This window comes from Candidatus Brocadia sinica JPN1 (assembly GCF_000949635.1).
GTDB classification, from domain to species: Bacteria; Planctomycetota; Brocadiia; order Brocadiales; family Brocadiaceae; genus Brocadia; species Brocadia sinica.
In genome coordinates, this window is the sequence record NZ_BAFN01000001.1 from 2,157,872 (window position 1) to 2,178,086 (window position 20,215).

General features: G+C 44.6%; 17 protein-coding genes and 1 riboswitch. Of the genes, 11 read left to right on the forward strand and 6 right to left on the reverse strand.

Annotated elements, in window-relative coordinates; translation table 11 throughout:
- Positions 1-3: 3 nt before the first annotated feature.
- The 5 genes from BROSI_RS09695 to BROSI_RS09715 form a co-directional block, all read right to left on the reverse strand.
- Positions 4-2,370, reverse strand: a complete 2,367-nt coding sequence (locus tag BROSI_RS09695) for a GMC family oxidoreductase N-terminal domain-containing protein (RefSeq protein ID WP_052563541.1) — start codon at positions 2,368-2,370, stop codon at positions 4-6.
- Positions 2,371-2,463: 93 nt separating this feature from the next.
- Positions 2,464-4,590: a metallophosphoesterase gene (locus tag BROSI_RS09700; RefSeq protein WP_052563542.1), complete on the reverse strand. Its 2,127-nt coding sequence runs from the start codon at positions 4,588-4,590 to the stop codon at positions 2,464-2,466.
- A 64-nt stretch (positions 4,591-4,654) separates the two neighbouring features.
- Positions 4,655-4,766: riboswitch (cyclic di-GMP riboswitch) on the reverse strand.
- A 154-nt stretch (positions 4,767-4,920) separates the two neighbouring features.
- The gene (gene sucD, locus BROSI_RS09705) at positions 4,921-5,793 is read right to left on the reverse strand and encodes a succinate--CoA ligase subunit alpha (RefSeq protein ID WP_052563543.1); all 873 of its coding nucleotides are present in this window, start codon (positions 5,791-5,793) and stop codon (positions 4,921-4,923) included.
- Between the two features lie 2 nt (positions 5,794-5,795).
- Positions 5,796-6,968: an ADP-forming succinate--CoA ligase subunit beta gene (sucC, locus tag BROSI_RS09710; RefSeq protein ID WP_052563544.1), complete on the reverse strand. Its 1,173-nt coding sequence runs from the start codon at positions 6,966-6,968 to the stop codon at positions 5,796-5,798.
- Between the two features lie 5 nt (positions 6,969-6,973).
- Positions 6,974-8,383 carry a 2-isopropylmalate synthase gene (locus BROSI_RS09715; RefSeq protein WP_052563545.1) on the reverse strand — a complete coding sequence of 470 codons (1,410 nt, stop codon included), beginning with the start codon at positions 8,381-8,383 and terminating at the stop codon, positions 6,974-6,976.
- Positions 8,384-8,604: 221 nt separating this feature from the next.
- Between BROSI_RS09715 and BROSI_RS09720 the strand changes: the two genes are divergently transcribed.
- From BROSI_RS09720 to BROSI_RS09730, 3 genes are all read left to right on the forward strand, one after another.
- Complete coding sequence (locus BROSI_RS09720; RefSeq protein WP_052563546.1) at positions 8,605-9,162, forward strand: YceI family protein; 558 nt, start codon at positions 8,605-8,607, stop codon at positions 9,160-9,162.
- Between the two features lie 197 nt (positions 9,163-9,359).
- Positions 9,360-9,848 carry a QcrA and Rieske domain-containing protein gene (locus BROSI_RS09725; RefSeq protein ID WP_052563547.1) on the forward strand — a complete coding sequence of 163 codons (489 nt, stop codon included), beginning with the start codon at positions 9,360-9,362 and terminating at the stop codon, positions 9,846-9,848.
- Positions 9,849-9,989: 141 nt separating this feature from the next.
- Positions 9,990-11,777 carry a cytochrome b N-terminal domain-containing protein gene (locus BROSI_RS09730; protein ID WP_052563548.1) on the forward strand — a complete coding sequence of 596 codons (1,788 nt, stop codon included), beginning with the start codon at positions 9,990-9,992 and terminating at the stop codon, positions 11,775-11,777.
- A gap of 192 nt (positions 11,778-11,969) precedes the next feature.
- Here the strand turns inward: BROSI_RS09730 and BROSI_RS09735 are convergent, their stop codons facing one another.
- Entirely contained in the window at positions 11,970-12,527 is a 558-nt protein-coding gene (locus BROSI_RS09735) for a Uma2 family endonuclease (protein WP_052563549.1), read from the reverse strand.
- A gap of 161 nt (positions 12,528-12,688) precedes the next feature.
- Between BROSI_RS09735 and BROSI_RS09740 the strand changes: the two genes are divergently transcribed.
- The 8 genes from BROSI_RS09740 (at position 12,689) to BROSI_RS09775 (ending at position 20,203) form a co-directional block, all read left to right on the forward strand.
- Positions 12,689-13,288, forward strand: coding sequence for a TetR/AcrR family transcriptional regulator (locus BROSI_RS09740; RefSeq protein WP_052563550.1), 600 nt, complete (start codon positions 12,689-12,691; stop codon positions 13,286-13,288).
- 111 nt (positions 13,289-13,399) lie between these two features.
- The gene (locus BROSI_RS09745; protein WP_082059146.1) at positions 13,400-14,203 is read left to right on the forward strand and encodes a CBS domain-containing protein; all 804 of its coding nucleotides are present in this window, start codon (positions 13,400-13,402) and stop codon (positions 14,201-14,203) included.
- A gap of 19 nt (positions 14,204-14,222) precedes the next feature.
- The gene (locus BROSI_RS09750) at positions 14,223-15,266 is read left to right on the forward strand and encodes an HlyD family secretion protein (protein ID WP_230400672.1); all 1,044 of its coding nucleotides are present in this window, start codon (positions 14,223-14,225) and stop codon (positions 15,264-15,266) included.
- Positions 15,266-16,198: an ABC transporter ATP-binding protein gene (locus BROSI_RS09755; protein ID WP_052563553.1), complete on the forward strand. Its 933-nt coding sequence runs from the start codon at positions 15,266-15,268 to the stop codon at positions 16,196-16,198. The genes BROSI_RS09750 and BROSI_RS09755 overlap by 1 nt, the downstream gene beginning before the upstream one ends.
- A 103-nt stretch (positions 16,199-16,301) precedes the next feature.
- Positions 16,302-17,270 (forward strand): ABC transporter ATP-binding protein, encoded by a 969-nt coding sequence (locus BROSI_RS09760; protein ID WP_052563554.1) that lies wholly within the window; start codon positions 16,302-16,304, stop codon positions 17,268-17,270.
- A 61-nt stretch (positions 17,271-17,331) separates the two neighbouring features.
- Positions 17,332-17,928: a hemerythrin domain-containing protein gene (locus tag BROSI_RS09765; protein WP_200891734.1), complete on the forward strand. Its 597-nt coding sequence runs from the start codon at positions 17,332-17,334 to the stop codon at positions 17,926-17,928.
- Positions 17,929-17,937: 9 nt separating this feature from the next.
- Positions 17,938-19,071, forward strand: coding sequence for an ABC transporter permease (locus tag BROSI_RS09770; protein WP_052563555.1), 1,134 nt, complete (start codon positions 17,938-17,940; stop codon positions 19,069-19,071).
- A 1-nt stretch (position 19,072) separates the two neighbouring features.
- Positions 19,073-20,203, forward strand: coding sequence for an ABC transporter permease (locus BROSI_RS09775; RefSeq protein ID WP_052563556.1), 1,131 nt, complete (start codon positions 19,073-19,075; stop codon positions 20,201-20,203).
- Positions 20,204-20,215: the final 12 nt, after the last annotated feature.

Consider the following 20,215-nt stretch of genomic DNA (forward strand, 5'->3'; position numbering starts at 1 on the left):
CTCTCATCCATGAGTTTGTTGGCTGGGTAAGAGATTTTTCATATATGTTTCATATAATTCGCCAAAGAAAAAAGAGGTAAATTTGTTTTTAGCACTGAATGCAGTCTTGACATTAGATCCATTACGAACCCGAATCGTGGCTAACTGTCGGGTAATATCATGTAAATGTATACGAACAATACCTTGTCCTAATACCGGGTCTCGAGTTGTATTCCCTTTGTGAATGGTAATGAAAAGGGTTGTATAATCTTTCCATATTTCCCAGATATCAACATCAGGGTCATCCCGCATCTCTTTATAGCCGTCCAGCAAGCAGGGTTGACCATCATCGCCGAAGAATTGCAATGAAAAGAGCATGCGTTTTGTATGTATTTGCGGGTCTTTGATGAACAAGTTAAACCGCCCTTGTTCGACCATTTGTTTCATGCTGCCCATCTTTATATGACCTTCTGCACGAGCATCATGTGCAGGTTCAATCACAAATTTATCGACACTGTCTATATACGCCGTTAGTTTGAAGCCGATATCGTTCCCTTCCTGTTTCCCAAGCTTTTCAGCTTTATGAAAATCCTCAGGTGTCTTTGCATTTGTCACACTCTTACTGAAATAACCATTCATCTCCGTAGTAAATTCGATACCTAGAGGAGGTGAAATAATCACCGGGGGGGGCAGGGCGCCCTCCCTTGGTTTCTTATTTACGGTGGCATCCTGAACAATCAGGTTAGCGATTCGTTCGGATAAAGCGGAGATTGTAAAAAACGGATTCACTCCTAACGAGGTGGGAATCATTGAACCATCAGCAACAAAAAGTCCATTATGAACTGCACCAGATGTATCTTGTGCCAGATCAAAGACCCTCCCGCGATGATCAACAACGCCTGTATCAGCACTTTTGCCCATAGCACAACCTCCCAGCGGATGAACCGTAATTATATTCCTGCCAAAGAACGGCGTCCACCTGGGATTCCTGATGTAAGTCCCTCCCAATGCTTTCGTTAGTTGTTTCATTTCATCATCAATCTTTTGAAAAATTGGTTTGGACGGCGCCGCCGCCCAGTGAATGCGTATCTTCCCCTCAGAGTCAACTGCGATAACGCCATCTGCGCTGTCGTGCCCTATTCCCAGATATAACATTGAATGGTTGAGGGCGCCTTTTACATCATAATGTGCAATATCTCTCACCACCCGTGCGGCTTCTGAAGCCTCGTCAATGACACTGAAATCGGTATCATGGCCGGCAACTGCACTAATCTTTGGCATGGAGTACCGGGTGAAGTCTACGAAGGCTCTTGGAAAATCACCCTCTTCTATAATGTAACGGTCTTTCAGTTCCAGTTCTTTCCTGCGATAATCGATAACAGAGAGGATCAAGGGGCCGACTTGAATCTTCGAACGTTTATCTCGGATATTGCCAAAACCGAGCACGTCGGTTCTCTGGTCACTATTGTAACCAACCCCAAATGAGTCCGCATTCCCGGAAAAATAATGCCCGATCTTATCAGAAACAGCAAGACCCCGATCGCGGGAATTCAACAGTATGTGCGTAGAACCCAAAGCGCCGGCAGCTATAATGACGACATTTGCATGGATAAACCTTGATTTTTTGTCCTCTGAATGAGAAGTACAATGAACAAAATAACCACCACCATCGGCTTTACTAATGTAGTTGACTTCCATTTCCGTTATAATAGATGCGCCCTGACTTTTCGCAAAAGGAAGATAATTCATGTATAATGTGTTCTTAGCCAGGACGTTACAACCGGTCATGCAGTCGCCACATAAGATGCAAGGTCTTTGATGTACACCAACATGATTGGGTTCATCATTATATTTTTCAAAATTAACTGCCAGATTCAGTTTATAGTATTTACCGGGACGGTCTTTGGCTGATTTTTCATGAGCTTTTATTTTCCCCAAAGATGGACGGTTGTCTGGATAGACAGCACCCTGTAACATGTCATTCGCCTTTTCAAAATATTTATTGAGTTTACCGTTATCCCGGTCTTCACGAATCTCGTCCGGCCATCTGCTATTGTTAAAAACATCATCGTCTGGTTTAAAGATGACGTTCGCATTAATTAAAGATGTCCCACCAAGACCACATCCCACGAAAACATCAACATCCTCAGTTACACGATAGTCATATAACCCTAATGGATTGCTATCTGAACGAAATTGTGCAGTCACTTCAGCCATTTCGTCGGGAAACTCGCCCGGTATCCACTCTTTCCCTCTTTCGAGAAGACAAACTTCATATCCCGCAGATGCCAGTCTTGCCGCAGTTATTGAGCCACCATAACCTGAACCAATGACTATAATTCCATAACGATCTTTCAGTTCTGTTATTGAATTAGATAACTTTGCGTTCATTGTGTTCCTCCCGGTATAAAAGATTAATACTTTTTATCAGTAATTAACAAAGGCAGGATACCATGATAGATTGCCTGGGGCATATCCGCAGCGCTAGGGGATATTTGCATGTGAGAATTCAGTAATCTGCCCCCCATTGTTTATAACCACCAGTCTATAATATGGCGGTTGATTGCCTAGCCTTCGCACCGCACAGGAGGCAGTCTGTACGATTACAGGACTCTGCCCCCACCATGCATACGGCTTATCATGGTTAAAATTTTCGCTGTACCTGTCGTGATATATCCTGATCTTATGATTTTTATCTTTCTCTATTCTAAATTCAATATTCCGGTGGGCGTGTCCTGAAAAAACAATGTCTATTAACTTGAACTTACGATCCACGTCCTGTTTTACCAGATCACCCTCTCTGTAACCCATACAGAGATAAAAGAACTCGCTCAGATAATAATTAACCGTTCCGTATGTAAGATTACATTCCTCTTCAGGAACCCACGCTGGTCCTTCCTTTCTTACAATTTCCCGCATGGTATCCATATCAACATCATCGGATGAGTTGATTGGAGGGGCATGCAAAAAGATGAAATTTTTGCCATGAGCATCCGGCTTCCTGCTCACAGCTTTCATAACTTTTTCTAACCAGACTATTTGGCTCCAATTGTAATAAACCTGTTCTGGGTCAAATGCCTTTGAATCGGGAGCTCCTCCCAGGATATTATCCTTTACACTTATTTTCTTGACATATTTAATCTCTTTCTTATCCAAAAGTTGCCCGATGAAAACGTCGGATCCTGTATCCATAACTATAAAGCAATGTTTTCCATAGTGAAAGGCATAGTCAAGGTATGGGTTTATATATCTGAAATAATAGTGAAGGGCGCTAGCTTCGGCATGGAGGGGATTATCTATAATGAAGTCAGCTATTTTACGTGTCTGATATTTTATAAATTTATGAATTCCCCATGTTGCTATTCCTGCAATTCCGGCAATTGCAAAATGAGAGACGTAATTTGCTATTGGATTTATCTTTTCTCCTATGCCTATCAATCCTAAAAGCGGCAAAATACGTACGAGCCAGGTTCCTACAGCAGTGGCAAGAAACTTTTCTAACTGTATTTTCCATTTATCGGTTTTTTTCAGGACATCAAGGTTCAGTTTATTAAAGGTATCGCTTGTTATCTCTTCTGCCAATTTTACCCTCTTATCCTCTGGATATTCAGAGGAATCAAAGGATTTGTATTTATACTGTTTGAGCTCTTCTTCCGTTAAGCCAAAACTGTCTCTATTGTACTTTGAAAGGTTTGGATCGTAAGGGTGGAGACGCCAATCGTGATTCCCGGTTGATGTAAAAACCGCTATTTTTATACCGGGATTGTTCCGCTCCTTTTCCTTTCCTGCGCCGGTAATTATATTAATAAAAGTTTTCCAATTGTTTTCATCTAAATTTATTTCATCCCCCCAGCCATGAAAGGCAAAATCTACCAAATCTCCTGTAATTACAACAAAATCGAGATTACCCTCCTCAGCCATACTGTTTGCTCTCTGAATAAACTTTCTCAGGTTACGGTTAAAGTTAATGTATCTTTTTGCGATGTCGTCTCCACATTTCTTCTCATGCTTTACTTTCAGAACTTCATCGAGTATCTCGTCATTTCGTGTGGCAACATGAAGATCGGTAACCTGAATGAATTTGCAGCCTTCACCAAAGCTTTTAACAAATTGCACAGAATGGTAGTTAACCCTCTCCCACTTTTCTGATCGGTCTCTGTATACCAGATCGTAAAGACATGGGGGGCATTTTCCTCCTTTTTGAGGTAAAAGAAGAGTTTCATAATCTTCTGTGCTTTTACAATCGATACTGACCATGATTTTCCAATACCGGGTATTCTCCCCCATTACATTGTAATGGAACTCACTAGGAATAATCTCTCTCGTATCGTCTACTGTATTGAAATCCGATAGTTGATACCAATGAATAATCTCCTCAGGTTCATCGTTCATAGACAGTGGAATATCTTTTTTATCTCCATCCCCTTTATGAGAGCGTCGTAAATACAAAGTTCCCATAAAGTCATCCTTCAAGGGCATCTTGTTTTCCCCGTATTGTCCGGCAATTATTAACGGAAACATCTTCTTTTGCCCAAACTCCTCAACTGAAGCAATCTGTGGGCAACCGAGATTTGGGCTTATTATCAATGGAAAATCATCTCTTCTTGTCAATTGAACCTCTTTTCCTTATCCTGAAAATAAAAAAGCCTTACTGCAAAGATATATTTACAACATCTTCGGCAGTAAGGCTGTCTTTTTTAGTAAGGTATTTTATGCTACTTCCCTGTATGCTTAAAAGACCCTTTACTTTGCGTCCTCTGATTGCTCAGAGTTTGCCTTTATCGTATGTTTTTGGTTTATTCCTTCGTGCTGTCAAAAGCTATTGTTTGTTGACAATCTTTCGCATTAAAATATCAAAGTATCGTTGGATGTCAAGGAAAAAACTAACAGAGAATTCTAACATTTCCATAGAACAGGCAAAAATAGGAGGGATTATATCATTCACAGAAAAATTATCTCTGCTACGGTTTTCCCGATATCGGCAGGGCTGTTTACTACAATAACGCCTGCATTTTTAAGCGCTGCAATCTTTGAAATTGCTGTACCTTTGCCGCCTGAAATAATCGCCCCGGCATGACCCATGCGTTTGCCTGGCGGCGCCGTTCTTCCTGCAATAAAACCAACGACCGGTTTTGCAATCTCTCGTTTTATTACCTCTGCGGCTTCTTCCTCTGCGCTTCCGCCAATCTCTCCTATCAATACAATGGCGTGTGTTTCTTCGTCATTTTGAAACAATCTCAATATGTCCACAAAATCAGTTCCCAAAATGGGGTCACCTCCAATGCCAAGGCACGTGGATTGTCCTAAACCGCTCTGGGTCAATTGCCAGACGGCTTCGTAGGTGAGAGTTCCACTGCGTGAAACAACCCCCACCTTGCCTGATTTATGGATATATCCGGGCATAATGCCGATCTTGCATACACCAGGCGTAATAATACCAGGGCAGTTGGGTCCGATAAGACGCGCCTTCCTGTGAGAAAGATATTTTTTTACCCTGATCATGTCCAGCGCAGGTACGCCCTCGGTAATGCAGACCACCAATTCAATGCCTGCCTCAGCTGCCTCCATGATGGCATCCGCTGCGAACGGCGCAGGTACATAAATGACAGAAGCATTTGCCCCCGTATTTTTTACCGCATCGACTACACTGTCAAAGACAGGAACGCCTTGTTGTTTTGTGCCACCCTTGCCGGGAGTGACGCCTGCGACGAGTTTAGTGCCATATTCCAGCATTCGTCCGGCATGAAAACTGCCCGCATGCCCGGTTATTCCCTGGCATATTACCTTTGTATCTTTATTTATTAATATACCCATTTTTATTTTGTATTCTCTTTTGATGCCTTCACTACCATACTTGCGGCTTCTTTCATATCCTTTGCAGAAAGGATACTTAAACCGGAATTGTCGAGTATTTTTCTCGCCATTTCAACGTTAGTCCCTTCCAGCCGGACGACCAAAGGGATACGAATGCCTACTTCTTTGATAGCTTGAATGATACCGGACGCGATAATATCACACTTCATGATTCCCCCAAAGATATTAATCAAAACAGCCTTCACTTTGGGGTCGGACAAAATAATCTTGAACGCCTGTGTGACCTGTTCCAAAGACGCATCACCACCGACATCTAAAAAGTTGGCAGGTTCTCCGCCATGGAGTTTGACAATATCCATCGTGGCCATGGCGAGACCTGCACCGTTCACAAGGCATCCAATATTTCCATCAAGGCTTATATAACTCAGCCTGTATTTCCTGGCTAAAGCCTCAGCAGGAGAGACATCTTGATATGATATGAATTGGTCGAATTCCGGGTGGCGATAAAGGGCATTGTCGTCGATGTCCATCTTTGCATCGAGTGCATATACCTCACCATCAGTCGTCACAGCGAATGGATTTATTTCCAGTAATGAACAATCATTTTCTGTAAAGGCGCGAAACAGATTCATGATAAGGTTATTCAGCTTTGTTGAAAGCGCCCCTGATATGTTTAATTGAGAAGCGATGCGACGCGCCTGGAATGGAGGTATACCAAAGAATATGTCAATTGGTTCTTTGATGATTTTGGCAGGTGTTCGTTTGGCAACCTCTTCGATTTCTACACCTCCTTCAGCGCTGGCAATCAGCATTGGCTTACAAAGGGAACGGTCAATCGTTATAGCGAGGTACAATTCCTTTTTAATCGAAACGGCTTCTTCAACGAGAACATATTTAATTTCTGCGCCGCTTTGGTCAGTTTGCCGTGTTACAAGGTGGGTACCGAGCATGCCTGTTACGCATGCCTGGGCTTCTTCGGGCGTATTAACAAATTGGATACCTCCGCTTTTTCCTCTGCCGCCGGCAAGGACCTGTGCCTTTACGACACAACGGTTGCAACCAATTTCCCGGAATATTGTTGATGCATCATTACCTTTTGATATGGCTTTACCGCGAGGAACACAAACACCATATGTTTTGAGGATATTCTTTGCCTGAAACTCATATAACTTCAAAGATATTATTTTGTTTTAGCAGTTCCGGATTGTTGTAATTTATCTGATTTAATAAAATCCCGGAGGTGGATACGCACCTGCTCTACCATTTCGTCATCAGAAATAGAGGTAATGCGTCCCTCGATGTATTGCTTATCCACCCATTCCTTTATCTTTAAGATACCCTCGTGGCTTTTAGGAATTTGCTCGTTTCCTTTCAGTTCAAAAAAGATATTAATCCACTGTGCAATTCCAGCCACACCAGATTTGTCAGTTACGGAAACACCAATGGGTCTGTTTAAGAGTTTCTTGGTATCAAAAATATTGTATATTTCTTCATTTTTCAGTAGCCCATCCGAATGGATACCTGCACGGGTGACATTGAATTCTGAGCCTACAAGGGGTTGAGTCGGAGAGATTGGATGCCCTATTTCATTTCTGTAATAATCTGCAATTTCCGTAATCACTGTGGTATCGATTAGTTCGTCGTCGCCTCGTAATGCCAGGTATTCGATTACCAGGGCTTCTATCGGTGTGTTCCCTGTACGTTCTCCCAATCCTAACAATGTACCATTAATTCCACTGCATCCATAGAGCCATGCGGTAGTAGCATTGCTTACCGCCAGGTAAAAATCATTATGGCCATGCCATTCGATGTATTCGGAAGGGACGCCTGCAAAGTGGTTGAGTCCGTAAATAATACCAGGTACACTGCGTGGCAAGGCAGCGCCAGGGTAACTGACTCCCATCCCCATGGTATCACAGGCGCGGATCTTCACAGGAAGTTTGCTTTCTTTAGATAATTTCATTAGCTCCTTGGCAAAGGGTACGACGAAACCGTAAAAGTCAGACCTGGTAATGTCCTCGAAGTGACAGCGGGGAATAATACCCTCTTCCAGCGCGGCCCGCACAATGTCCAGATACATATCCATTGCCTGTTTCCTGGTTTTATTTAATTTCAAATAGATATGGTAATCTGATGACGAACATAAGATACCAGTTTCTTTGAGCCCCATTTCTTTAACCAATTTGAAGTCATTCTTCACAGCCCTGATCCATCCGGTAACCTCTGGATATTTATAGCCACGTTCCATACATTTCCTAACCGCTTCCTGATCTTTTGTATTGTATAGGAAAAACTCACACTGGCGAATAAGCCCCTTTTTGCCGCCAAGCTTGTGAATCAGGTCGAAAAGATCAACAATCTGTTTAACCGTGTATGGCGGGCGGGATTGTTGTCCATCCCGAAAAGTTGTATCCGTAATCCATATCTCTTCGGGAGGGTTCATAGGATTGAGACGATAATTGAATGGTATCTTTGGTATTTTGTCATAGGGGAAGACATCCCTAAAGAGATTTGGTTCTGTCGAATCTTGCAATTGGAAAATGTACTCTTCGGGTTCTAATGTGTTGCGACGTTTATTAAATCGAAGCATCTTCAATTTCCCCTTATTGAATATTGTAATTTACTAAACAGAAAAATCTTATGGCATGATTAAAATTTTATTGTAAATACAATATTTTTACAAGTCAAGCGAAATGCTGGAAAATTGTATTATTATGGATTGACATTGTCTGAGAAAATTGGAATACTAGTGAAATTCATTCTCAGCAATGAACATCACATATGATTGTTTGATCCCAAAAGGAGAAAATTATGGCTATTAAAGAAGGTACCTATAATCTAACAGCAAGTTCGGGAAAGTTGTCTGTCTATACTTTTAAGGAAGGATTTCTGAGTGCGGTCGCCCACGATCTATTGATTGAGGTAACCAATTTTCGAGTTGCTCTCAACATTCCAGCCGGAGGCATTAATTCGGCAAGTGTAGATGCAGAAGTTCAGGCAAATTCGTTAAAAGTAGTATGCGCTATGAAAGAGGGCCAACATCGGTATGATCTGTTAAAAGAAAAAGATAAAACAGATATCGAAGAAGCCACTTTCAAGGATGTGTTACACCCCCATAAATATCCTACTATCAACTTTCGTTCTACTGGCATTCAGGAAAAGGAAGGCATTTATCACGTAAAAGGGGAACTTACCTTGCACGGCGTTACACGTTCCGTAGAATTTGATGCGCAACCTACGGAAAAAGGTTTAAAAGGAAAGATTACCCTAGCTCAAAAAGATTTTGGAATAAAACCCTACAAGGCTTTATTGGGCACCCTCAAGGTTAAAAACGAGATAGAGGTTGTCTTTGACCTGTTGTTAGGCTAGCCACAATCGCCGGCCAATCACAACTCTTTCAGTTCGATCAATTTTTCAAAAATTGACTTTATTTTTGGAGCAGAAATCTATACAATCCCTGTTTTCGATTCAAAGTTATGTATTCAAATAAAGAGAAACAGCGGCATAAAAGAGGACTGCGTATTTTGTTAACGATTGTTACCAGAGAAGCAAAAAAGGGGTAAAATGTGGAAAATAGCAGAAGAAAATTTCTAAAGATCGCATCGCACGCACTAGGGGGTACTTTAGCAGCAGGTGTGGTTGCGCCGCTTGTAGGCCTGGCAGTGCACCCATTAATGAAGGAAACGGTATACGGGACAGAAGATTTTATTGCCATTGGCAAGGTGGACGATTTTCCCGTCGGGGTACCAAAAAAGGCGACCATCACATCTTCAAAGGTGGATGCGTGGAATATTTTTGATGGGTTGGTTATGGGGTCTGTATGGGTAATCCGAAAGGATGATAACTCGTTAAACGTATTTTCTGTTAATTGTCCTCACCTTGGTTGTGGCATAAACTGGGGGGAGGATGTAAAACAGTTTCTGTGTCCTTGCCACGAAGGTGTTTTTGACATAAACGGCAAGAAAGTATCGGGGCCTGCCCCCCGTGACCTTTACAGCTTTGAAACAAAAATCGAAAACAATAACATCCTGATAAAATTCGTGAGCTTCACTTAACGCAACACTGCCGTAACCAAATTGACCTCCCCTTGCTCCCCTCCTTCGCAAGGGGGATAAAGGGGAGGTAAAAAACTTCCCCCAAAAAGAAGTTTTTACACAGTAATATTATATAGCATATTTCTGAGGTGGTTTAAATCTATGGCAAATAAATTGAGTGAATGGATAGAAGATAGAACCGGATTGAGCAAACTTTTAAAAGCAGCGCTGGATGAGCCTGTCCACGGCGGGGCCAAGTGGTCGTACGTTTTTGGAAGCGGCCTTGTGTTCCTTTTTATTCTCCAGGCAGTTACCGGAATTATTATGACCAGCTTTTATTCGCCCTCTTCGACATCAGCATGGGGAAGTGTTTACTACATTCAACATAAGACATCCTTTGGTTGGTTTGTCCGTGGCCTGCATCACTTTGGGTCAAGCGCCATGATAATACTCGCCCTTGTACACATGTTTCAGGTTTTTATCTTCGGCGCATACAAAAAACCCCGTGAACTCAACTGGATTTCCGGGGTAATCCTTCTTTTATTTCTGGCAGGTTTCGGGTTAACAGGCTACCTTTTACCCTGGGATCAGAAGGGATACTGGGCCACGCAGGTTGCCACCAACATCATGGGCACTGTTCCTGTAATCGGGAAATATATTAAAATAATACACCAGGGTGGGGGTGACTACGGGAATTTTACCATCACCCGTTTTTACACCCTTCATGTATTTTTATTACCGATTTCACTCGTCTTTTTCCTCTTTATTCATATAGCGCTTTTCCGTAAACATGGTGTAACCCCGTATTGGAAAATGCGTGAAGAGGTATATAAAAACCGTGTTGACCCCTTCTGGCCAGACCAGATATTTAAAGATGCCGTATTTGCCATAGGAATATATGCAGCGCTTGCCGGGGTGGTCTTCTGGGCTGGCGGCGCAGAACTTCAGGCGCCGGCCGACCCTGCGTCGAATTATCTTGCCAGGCCCGAATGGTACTTCCTGTTCCTATTCCAGCTCTTAAAATATTGTCAGGGAAAATTCCTAATTGTGGGTACCGTTATTGTCCCTGCCCTTGCTTTGGCATTCCTTTTTGTGCTGCCATTTATCGACAGAAATCCATCACAATATCCATCTAAAAGAGTACCATTTTTTAGCGCTGTATTTTCTGGATTAGCAGGGATTATCGCCTTAACCGCTGTTGCTATCTATCACGACAGCCACGATGTCCATATTATCCATCAGCGGGAAGATGCCGAAAAACAGGCTGCAAGGGCTGTAAAACTGGCATCAAGGGGTATCCCACCTGCGGGCGGAATGGCTATCTTTCTTAATGACCCTGTATACCTGGGAGAAAAGATTTTTAAAGAAAGTTGTATCGGTTGCCACATGGTGAGAGGGGAGGGAGGAGAAAACGGTCCCGATTTTACCAATTTTGGATCAAGGGAATGGGTGACTGAGTTGCTAAGAAACCCCAAGGACAAAAAGTATTTCAAAGAATCAGGAGCCATGCCGCCGGTAAAACTGCCTGATGAATCACTCCTGGATATGTCTGAATTTCTGCTCAGCCAGTCAGGCGGTCTGCTCAATCAAAATACCGAAAGGGTCGAGAGGGGAAAAGAGCTTGTCCTGAAAGGAAATTGTGTTGTCTGCCATCCCTTTGGCAATAAAGAAATGAAAAAGGTAGCGCCAAATTTGACTGAGTATTTGTCAGAGACGTGGTTAAGAGAGTTTATCAAGAACCCGGCAGATCCTAAATTTTACGGTACAAGAAATAAGATGCCCGGTTTTGATAAGCTTACCGATAGGGAACTGGATGCAGTTATACAATATCTCTTTAGTTTGTCAAAAGATCGGGTGCTTGTTTCCGAGAAGAAAGAAAACGGGAAAAAAGTATATGTGTTTGGCCTGACAAGTCCAAGGACAATGATTACCTTTAAAGGCAAGTCCTGAACAAGGTAACGTCTTAGAATATTGAATAACACCTCCTCCTTTATCTTCAGAGGGGGAGGAACAAGGAATTTTAAATTAGACCTTCAGAAACTTTTCAATGTAGAGCGATGAGGCTCTTCGCTCTACAAATTGCTTAAATAAAATGATATATTTTAGTCCTGAAAGGGCAGTAGGGTACATTATTTCGGTTACTTAAATTTCAGCGAATAATTCAGCAATTGGGAAGGTAAAGCCTTTTAAAACTTCTTCTCCATCCAGAAGATCGTTTTTTGTGAGGAGTTTGCGGGGTTGTGGTGAACGGTATACTAAAACGGTTTGTTCTTCGGAATTGACTACCCATGCCAGATTTGTATCATTCTCAAAATATTCAACGATCTTACCATGAAGGCTTTCTATAGTATCGGTAGGTGAGAGAATTTCAATTGCAATATCAGGAGATCCTTTAAAAAAGCCCTTCGGTGGTCGTTTACATCCCTGTAATCTTTCTTTGCGAATAAATGACACATCAGGAGAGCGAAGATTTCCCGACTTCATCCAATAACCTGCACTTGAACCACATACGATTCCCAGTTTTCGCTCGGAAACAAATTTTCTCAATGCGGTAAGAAGATGTGCGCCGATCTCTTCATGCTCAATACCAGCCGGACCCATAACCAGTTCTCCTTGTATCATCTCGTACTTATATCCCTCTTTTGGTAGAGACATAAGTTCTTTTTCTGTCCAGGTTTTTTTTGTTGTTGTCGTGTCCATTTGTTTTGCCCTCTTAAACAAGAGAGACTATAGCTAAATACTCTGTCGCAGTCAACACAATTCATTGAATTGGAAAAATAGGAGATAACTTTCTCCTTGACATGGTGCATCTGTTTTGTAATCATATTAAGTGAATATTAATTCACACTGGGAAAAGTCTATTGAGCACCGAAAAATTAGATACAGAAGTCAGGCAGGATCAAATAGCCCAGGCGGCTTTAAGCCTGGTCGCCAGTCATGGCCTTAAGGGGTTGAGCATGACAAGGGTGGCACGCCGGGTTGGTATAGTTCCATCGGCAATCTACCGCCACTTCAAAGACAAGGACGCGGTACTGAATGCCGCCATCGGTTACATCCAGAAAGGATTACTTGACAATGTCACTGTTGTCTGCAAAGAGACTTCTGACCCGCTGGATCGTCTCAGGCGTTTGTTGATGCTTCACGTCAAGCTGATCCGGGAGAATCAGGGTATTCCACGCCTCATCTTTTCCGAAGATGTTTATAACGGACACCCCGAGAGAAAGACCAGAGTATACGAGATTGTCAAAGGGTATCTTGATAGGGTGGGTGAAATTGTTCGTCAGGGCCAGCAAGAAGGCCAGATTCGCCCTGGCGTAGAACCTGCAACCGTCTCCATGATATTTTTAGGCATGATCCAACCGGCGGCAATCCTCTGGCACATGAGTGACGGCGAATTCGACGTGACAAAACATACAGAAAAGGCATGGAAGATTTTCTATGAATATCTCATAGTAAAGTAAATTTTTTTAACCATTATGTGAATAAACATTCTCTAGTGAGCAAACCATGCACGTATTAACCCTTTTCAACGAAATATTCTTTGCATCGCTTAAACTGTTACTTTAATCTCTATGGAAAATAATCCTAATCCCCGATCATTTAAAGACCCAACGTATCGGATTGGTAAACTTGCAACTGCAAACAAGCCGCCGGTCTCAGTCTATCCCCAAACTGTTTTACAAGAGGCAATAACGATTATGCTTGCAAACGATGTCTCGCAAATAGCAGTAATGGCATCGGAAAGGGATGTAAGAGGAATGGTCAGTTGGAAATCAATTGGGAGCCGGCTCGCTTTGGGATACAATTGCAAAATTGTCAACGATTGCATCGACAGGCATTATGAAGTAAGTGCTGATGACTCATTGTTTCAGGCAATCCGGTTAATTGCCAGGCACGGTTATGTACTTGTGCGCGATTCGACAAAACGAATCTGCGGTATCGTCACTGTTTATGACCTAAGTCAACAATTTGGCCAATTTGTAGAACCATTTCTTCTCATCGGTGAAATCGAAAACTACATTCGTCACCTGATCGATGGTAAATTTACCGCTGACGAACTCGCATCGATAAAAGATCCATCGGATACACGGCGGGAAATTAATGGCGTACTCGATCTAACATTTGGTGAGTATGTACGGCTATTGGAGAATCCTCGCGGTTGGATAAAGTTGGAACTACAAATTGATCGCAAAATCTTTGTGAAACACCTTGATGAAGTTCGCCGAATTCGGAACGATGTGATGCATTTCGATCCCAAGGGAATTGCAGAAGATGATTTGAATGTGCTCCGGAGATTTGTTCAGTTTTTCCAGCAACTTAACGAGATCGATCGGGGTAGTTCAAGTAACTCACTTCCTTTGAAGGAGTCAAGTTAGAAAGATTATTATACAACCCTTGCATGGTTCTTCGCACAGGAGTAAGGCAATGAGAAAAAAAATGAAATTGCTGGTTGTTGTGATACCGGTAGTCTTGATTATACCGGGGTTGGCCTACCTATACCTCCAAGGTAGGTCACACAATGGTTCAAACATCATTCGTGTCTCCGGCAACATCGAGGTTACGGATGCCGAGGTGAGTTTCAAGATTTCGGGGCGTGTGGATAAGCGGCTGGTGGATGAAGGCGAGGTTGTACGGGAAGGGGATGTCGTAGCCCTGCTGGACAGTTCAGACCTTGCCAGTGAGGTGGAGATACGGCGCGCGGAACTGCAGATGGCGCAGGCCGATCTGTCCGAGCTTGAGGCCGGCTCGCGTCCGGAAGAAATTGCTGAGGCTGAGGCAAAACTAGCTGCAGCAAAAGCAGATAAGGAACATCTGGAGAGCGACTTCCATAGAGCAATGGAACTGTATCAAAAACATGCGATTTCCGCTGAGGAATATATACATGCCAAGGGAACTTACGAGGTTGCGGTTGCCCGAATGCAGGAGGCCGAAGAGCGGTTCAATCTCATCAAGGAAGGTCCACGTAAGGAGAGGATCGAACAGGCCCGTGCAAGGGTCAAGCAAGCCAGGGCTGCCCTCAAGCTGGCACAGATTCGTCTGGGCTATGCAAAGCTTGTTTCACCTCTTTCAGGTATCGTCCTTTCGAAGAACATCGAGCCGGGCGAATACGTTGCTCCGGGAACACCCATCGTGACGGTCGGCGACCTGGAGAGGCCGTGGCTTAGGGCTTACATCGATGAGACAGATCTGGGCCGTGTGAAGGTCGGTCAGCGGGTCAAAGTGACGACCGATACTTACCCGGACAAAGTGTATGAAGGATATATCTCCTTCATCGCCCCGGAAGCAGAGTTTACCCCGAAGAATGTGCAAACACAGAAGGAAAGGGTTAAACTTGTCTACCGGGTAAAAGTGGAAATGGCAAACCCTGATATGGAACTCAAGCCCGGTATGCCCGCCGATGCGGACATTTTGGTAGACCAAACTCAGGAAGGCAAGTGATGGATGCTATAAGAACAGAAGCCCTAGCGAAATCTTTTGACGGCCTTGGCGCTGTTGATAACCTTACGCTAACGGTAGCCGAGGGGGAAATATTTGGCCTCGTTGGCCCTGATGGTGCCGGAAAAACCACTACCATGCGACTTCTGAGTGCGATCATGGATCCAACATCAGGTGATGCCTGGGTTGCTGGTCATCATATCGTGAAAGAGGCAGAGGAGATCAAGGAGGAAATCGGTTACATGAGTCAGAGATTTGGTTTATATGCGGATCTCACGGTACTGGAAAATATTAACTTTTATGCGGACATCTACGGCGTACCGCGCAAGGACCGGGGAGAGAAGATTGACCGGCTCCTTGCCTTCAGCAACCTGACACCTTTCAGGAAACGTTTGGCAGGAAATCTGTCAGGTGGAATGAAACAGAAGCTTGGCCTAGCCTGTGCGCTGATCCATACCCCCAGAGTGCTCTTTCTGGACGAACCGACCAACGGTGTGGACCCGGTCTCCCGGCGAGACTTCTGGCGTATCCTGTATCAATTGCTCCGTGAGAAGGTCACGATTTTTGTGTCGACTGCTTACCTCGACGAGGCCGAGCGTTGCAACAGGGTGGGACTCATCCATAAGGGTAAACTGCTCGCCTGCGGGACGCCGGACGAAGTGAAAAAGCTCATGCACGGAACGATCCTCGAGATTCGTTCCCCGGAACCGCGCAAGGCTGCGTCATTGCTGCGAGATCGGTTAGAAGCCGATTCGGTAGGCCTTTTCGGAGACCGGATTCATGCCGTAACCCGGAATCCGGAAAAGGCCGCGTTGCAGGTGGAAGGGATCCTCGCCAACGCCAGACTTGAACTTGTGGGAATTCGGATTGTAGAACCGACACTCGAGGATGTCTTTATCTCAGTCCTTGCTAAAGAAAAAGAACATAACGCCTAACCCGAATGAATCGGAAAAGACCGTAGTGGCAAGGCACGCCTTGCCACTACAAAAAATATTTTTGCTGAAAATGTCAAAATATTTTTTGTAAGGATCGATAACTATGAAAACCGTTAAAAACACCAAAGCGGTCATTGTGAAGAGCCTGGAGAAGCGGTTCGGTAGTTTCATCGCCGTAAATCGTGTCAGCTTCGAAGTAGACAGGGGTGAAATATTTGGCTTCCTTGGACCTAACGGGGCAGGTAAATCCACAACAATCCGTATGCTCTGCGGCATTCTTGCACCAACCGGCGGCACAGGGACGGTAGCAGGATTCGATGTCCGCACCGAACCAGAAAAGATCAAGAGCCATATCGGTTACATGAGCCAGAAGTTTTCACTCTATGAGGACCTGACCGTTGAGGAAAACATTGACTTTTACAGCGGTATCTATCGCATCGCCCCGGAAAAGAAGAGGGAACGGAAAGAGTGGGTGATCGAGATGGCTGACCTCAGGGAGCATCGTCACTCCCGGACGGCTATTCTATCGGGCGGATGGAAGCAGCGGTTGTCGCTTGGTTGTGCGATTCTCCACGAACCGCCTGTTATCTTTCTCGACGAGCCGACATCAGGAGTAGACCCCATCAGCCGACGCCAGTTCTGGGACCTAATCTACGAACTTTCCGGCAGGGGTGTTACGGTGTTTGTCACTACTCATTATATGGAAGAGGCCGAGTACTGTAACAGGGTGGGTCTTATCTATCGCGGCGAATTGATTGCCTGTGGAACCCCGGAGATGCTCAAGACAGAACTTATGCAGGAGGATGTCCTGGAAGTCCTATGTGAGCGACCTCAGGATGCAATGGATGAAATAAAAAAGGTTGACGGTATCAAAGACGTTGCCCTGTTCGGTAAGGGACTTCACATCGTAGCAGAGGATGGCGAAGCAGTTGCTTCGGAGGTCCGCCGTTTCCTCGACGAAAGAGGCTATCGGATTGTGCGTATCGGGAAGATCGTTCCCTCTCTTGAAGATGTATTTGTTTCCCTTATCGAGGCGCGTGACCGGGCGGAACAACCTCAAAAGGAGGGATAACGATGGTCCGTCTCAGTCTTATCGTTTAATTCATGAAAATTTTTTATGAGGAGATAATGCAATGAGAAGTAAAAATGTAATGATTTCAATGACCGTTTCGGCTGTTTTATTTACAAGTGTTCCTTTTTTGTCTCTTTTTTCTCAGTGTGTGGCGCGAGACCCTGTTCATAAACCAGGATCTCATGAGATCAAAGGAGAAAAGAGCATGGAACTCCAAATTCCCCAATCATTACAGGTAGAGCACGAAGAACTTCATGCTGAACTTGTCAAAGCTACGCAGGCAGGAGGGAATACAGGAGATGCTGCAAAGGCCGTTGCGAATATCTTGCATCCACACTTTGTGAAGGAGGAAGAATTTGCATTACCGCCACTTGGTGTATTGTCCCTTTTAGCAGAAGGAAAAATTACGCCAGAAATGAGGAGCGTTCTCGTAATGACCGATAAATTAAAGGCAGAACTCCATCAAATGCATCAGGAGCACAAGGCAATAGTTGCTGCCCTGAAGGCTTTGATTGATGCTGCAAAGGAAGAAAAGAAGATGGAGTATGTACATTTTGCTGAGAAATTGATGTTGCACGCACAAACTGAGGAAGAGGTTTTATATCCAACCTCACTCTTAATAGGTGAATATCTGAAACTAAAACTCAAAAAGTACTAGAGCAAGAAGATGAAGCTGTTTCGAATCTCGGCAATTGCCCGCAAGGAATTCATCCATGTTGTTCGTGACCCGCGGAGCCTTGGTATGGCCATTGCCATTCCAATGCTCCTATTAGTGCTTTTTGGCTATGCCCTGACACTTGATGTGGATGAAGTGCCAATGGTAGTTTGGGATCAGAGCGAATCCCAGGTAAGCAGGGAGTTCATCAGTCGTTTCGAAGGGTCTCACTACTTCTCCCTTAAGGGGCATGCACGCAACTACCGGGAGTTGGAACAGGCCATCGATTCCGGCCGGGCATTTATGGCCCTCATAATTCCGACAGATTTTGCCAGGCGCATCGAGTCCGGGCGATTGGCGCCCGTCCAGTTGATTGTGGACGGGAGCGATTCCAATACCGCCACTATTGCTATTGGATATGTTGATGCGGTTGCCCAGACCTACTCACAGGACGTCGCTATTCGCGAGATTCAGCGGATCGGCAGACGCACGCTTCATCCACCGGTTGATATCCAGACTCGTGCCTGGTTCAATGCCGATATGGAATCGAAAAACTATATCATCCCCGGCCTTATCGCTGTGATTATGATGGTAATTGCCGCACTTCTTACTTCACTGACCGTGGCCCGTGAGTGGGAACGAGGCACAATGGAACAGATTATCTCCACGCCAGTAACGAGCCAGGAATTGATCCTTGGAAAGCTTATACCTTACTTTGCCATAGGCATGTTTGATGTGCTATTGGCAGCGCTCATGGGAGAATATCTCTTTAAAGTTCCTCTTCGCGGTAATGTCGGTTTGCTTTTTGGCATGGCGGCGGTCTTCCTGGCCGGGGCATTGTCGTTGGGCATGGCGATCAGTATACTTACCAGGAGTCAGCTTCTGGCAAGCCAGTTGGCGATGGTTCTGACATTTTTGCCGTCGTTCCTGCTGTCAGACTTTATGTATGCGATTAGTAATATGCCGAAGGTAATCCAAATAATCACCTATGTAATCCCGGCAAGATATTTTGTGACCATATTAAAAGGCATCTATCTGAAAGGCGTGGGATTGGAGATTCTCGCCCTTGAGGCAGGGCTCCTGACCATTTTTGGCGTCGCCATGATGGTTTTGGCGAATGTGAAATTCAAGAAAAGGTTGATGTAACATGTACGAACGCATCAAACGTATGCTCATCAAAGAATTCATCCAGATATTCCGCGACCCGAAGATGAAGGGTATGATCTTCCTGACGCCCATCATTCAGGTGCTTGTGTTCGGCTACGCCGTGACGACCGACGTCAAACACGTCACCACAGCGGTCTATGACCTGGACAACAGCGTGGCCAGTCGCGAGCTTGTGGGCCGGTTCGTGAAGTCAGGCTATTTCGACATCGTGAACTATATAACCAACGAAGACCGTGACCGTAGGTTAATTGACCGGGGTAAAGCCCGGGTTGTCCTTCGCATGAACAAGGGTTTTGAAGACGACCTGCGGGCAGGGCGGACAGCACAGCTTCAGGTAATTGTAGATGGAACCGACTCTAATACGGCAGGAGTCGTGCTTGATTACAGCGCCAGGATCGTCAGGCAGTTCTCGCAAAAAATTTTGATTACAAGATTCACCCGGATAAAAGGCCCAGCCCAGAAACCCGCACGTGTGGAGATGCAAACGCGCGCCTGGTTTAACGAAAACCTTGAGAGCCGCAACTTCTATGTGCCAGGTGTAATCGCCATCATCGTAATGCTCATCACCCTGATGCTTACCAGCATGGCAGTTGTGCGTGAGAAGGAGATTGGCACGATGGAACAAATTATGGTCACTCCGATTACACAGACGGAGTTCATACTCGGCAAGACCATGCCTTTTGCTATAATAGGTATCGCTGATGTAATCGTAATTACCCTGATTGGGATATTCTGGTTTGGGGTGCCGATCAGGGGAAATCTTTTCATACTCTTCATTGCCACAGCCCTCTATCTGATGACAACACTGGGTATAGGACTCTTCATTTCAACGGTCAGTAAAACCCAGCAGGAGGCTATGATGAGTGTCTTCTTCTTCTATTTCCCCGCGGTGCTCCTTTCGGGATTCATGTTTCCCATTGCCAATATGCCTGTAGTCGTCCAGTGGCTCACCTGCTTGAATCCATTGCGGTACTTCCTGGTGATCATCCGTGGCATCTTCCTCAAGGGAGTGGGGCCAGGCATTCTCTGGCCGCAAATGGCAGCGCTGGCCGTGATGGGCCTAGCCACATTATGGCTGGCATCGAGAAGATTTCGAAAGACCCTTGCATAAGAAGATATTGAT

What these genes read in the sequence shown, in the direction of transcription:
- BROSI_RS09745 (WP_082059146.1), top strand. Translation starts at nt 13,400, where the DNA reads ATGGAAAATAATCCTAATCCCCGATCATTTAAAGACCCAACGTATCGG.
- BROSI_RS09755 (WP_052563553.1), top strand. Translation starts at nt 15,266, where the DNA reads ATGGATGCTATAAGAACAGAAGCCCTAGCGAAATCTTTTGACGGCCTT.
- sucD (WP_052563543.1), bottom strand. Translation starts at nt 5,793, where the DNA reads ATGGGTATATTAATAAATAAAGATACAAAGGTAATATGCCAGGGAATA.
- BROSI_RS09695 (WP_052563541.1), bottom strand. Translation starts at nt 2,370, where the DNA reads ATGAACGCAAAGTTATCTAATTCAATAACAGAACTGAAAGATCGTTAT.
- BROSI_RS09735 (WP_052563549.1), bottom strand. Translation starts at nt 12,527, where the DNA reads ATGGACACGACAACAACAAAAAAAACCTGGACAGAAAAAGAACTTATG.
- BROSI_RS09775 (WP_052563556.1), top strand. Translation starts at nt 19,073, where the DNA reads ATGTACGAACGCATCAAACGTATGCTCATCAAAGAATTCATCCAGATA.
- BROSI_RS09715 (WP_052563545.1), bottom strand. Translation starts at nt 8,383, where the DNA reads ATGCTTCGATTTAATAAACGTCGCAACACATTAGAACCCGAAGAGTAC.
- BROSI_RS09720 (WP_052563546.1), top strand. Translation starts at nt 8,605, where the DNA reads ATGGCTATTAAAGAAGGTACCTATAATCTAACAGCAAGTTCGGGAAAG.
- BROSI_RS09765 (WP_200891734.1), top strand. Translation starts at nt 17,332, where the DNA reads ATGAGAAGTAAAAATGTAATGATTTCAATGACCGTTTCGGCTGTTTTA.
- BROSI_RS09730 (WP_052563548.1), top strand. Translation starts at nt 9,990, where the DNA reads ATGGCAAATAAATTGAGTGAATGGATAGAAGATAGAACCGGATTGAGC.
- BROSI_RS09760 (WP_052563554.1), top strand. Translation starts at nt 16,302, where the DNA reads ATGAAAACCGTTAAAAACACCAAAGCGGTCATTGTGAAGAGCCTGGAG.
- BROSI_RS09770 (WP_052563555.1), top strand. Translation starts at nt 17,938, where the DNA reads ATGAAGCTGTTTCGAATCTCGGCAATTGCCCGCAAGGAATTCATCCAT.